Origin of the sequence: Cecembia lonarensis LW9, assembly GCF_000298295.1 — a bacterium.
Classification (GTDB): domain Bacteria; phylum Bacteroidota; class Bacteroidia; order Cytophagales; family Cyclobacteriaceae; genus Cecembia; species Cecembia lonarensis.
Map to the genome: position 1 here is coordinate 1 of NZ_AMGM01000204.1, position 1,117 is coordinate 1,117.

The window sequence follows — 1,117 nt, forward strand, 5'->3', positions numbered from 1 at the left end:
CCTTTAGCGAATTCAAAGGCATAACCGGCTTCTTGTGAAAAATCATAGGGTACGAGAATGGTCTTCATGTGTAAAGGTTTTTTGGTAGTGATGGAAAAAATACAAAAAATCCATCAATACCAGTAATGGAATGTAGATTTATCTTTAAAATAATAATCCAATACCAAAAAGGATGACCCAAAATAATGTTGAAATGGCCATTTTTTTAAGGTAGGGGTCCAACTCATGAGCTTTAGTTTTGTTCTGTACGGCTTTTCCCACCCCAATCATAAAGGGAAGAACAAGCAGTGCCAGCAAGGCGTTCCATGTGCCTTGCTGCAGGGAGAAGGCCAAGAGGGATGCGTTGCCTAGAAATATCAAAAACCAATTGTACATGACCGCTTTCCTCCTTCCGATCCTCACAGGAATGGATTTCTTACCTGCCATCTTGTCGGAATCTATATCTCGGATATTATTGATGTTCAAAACAGCTGTACTGAAACAGCCCAAAGATATGGCCGGCAACATCACACTCCAGGAAAAATTAAGACTGTGGAGAAAAAAGGTTCCTGCCACACCTAATATACCAAAAAACAGAAATACGGAGATGTCTCCTAAGCCTACATAGCCATAGGGTTTTTTGCCTGAGGTATAAGAAATAGCCGCCCAAATGGCAGCTAATCCCAGGAAGAGAAAGATCAAAAAGGTAAGCCAGTTTTGTACGGCAACATAAATCAGCCCCAAACCTGTTAAAAAGGAAAGTCCAGCCAAAAGATACATGGCACGCTTCATTTCTTCTAAACTGATCACACCTGCCTGTACAGCCCTTACTGGCCCTAGTCTGTCTGCACTGTCTGCACCATGAACACTATCTCCATAATCATTGGCAAGATTCGATAAAATCTGAAGGAAAATGGTAGTCAATGCAGCAAGCAACAGGACTTCCCATCTGAATTTTTCGGTGTAGGCTGCTAAAAAAGAGCCCATGAAAATGCTGGACAGGGCCAAAGGTAAAGTTCTTAGCCTGATGGCATGCAGCCAGGCTTGTTTTTTGGATTTAAGTGCTACTTCCACTTTTTAAATTTTGGGCAAATCTAATAAAAAAGAAATGTTTATGGGGGTTAAAGTAAAATGGGGG

1 protein-coding gene is annotated in these 1,117 nt (G+C 41.2%); it reads right to left on the reverse strand.

Annotated elements, in window-relative coordinates:
• Window positions 1–144: 144 nt before the first annotated feature.
• Window positions 145–1,053 (reverse strand): 1,4-dihydroxy-2-naphthoate polyprenyltransferase, encoded by a 909-nt coding sequence (locus B879_RS20865; RefSeq protein WP_009187201.1) that lies wholly within the window; start codon window positions 1,051–1,053, stop codon window positions 145–147.
• Between the last annotated feature and the right edge of the window lie 64 nt (window positions 1,054–1,117).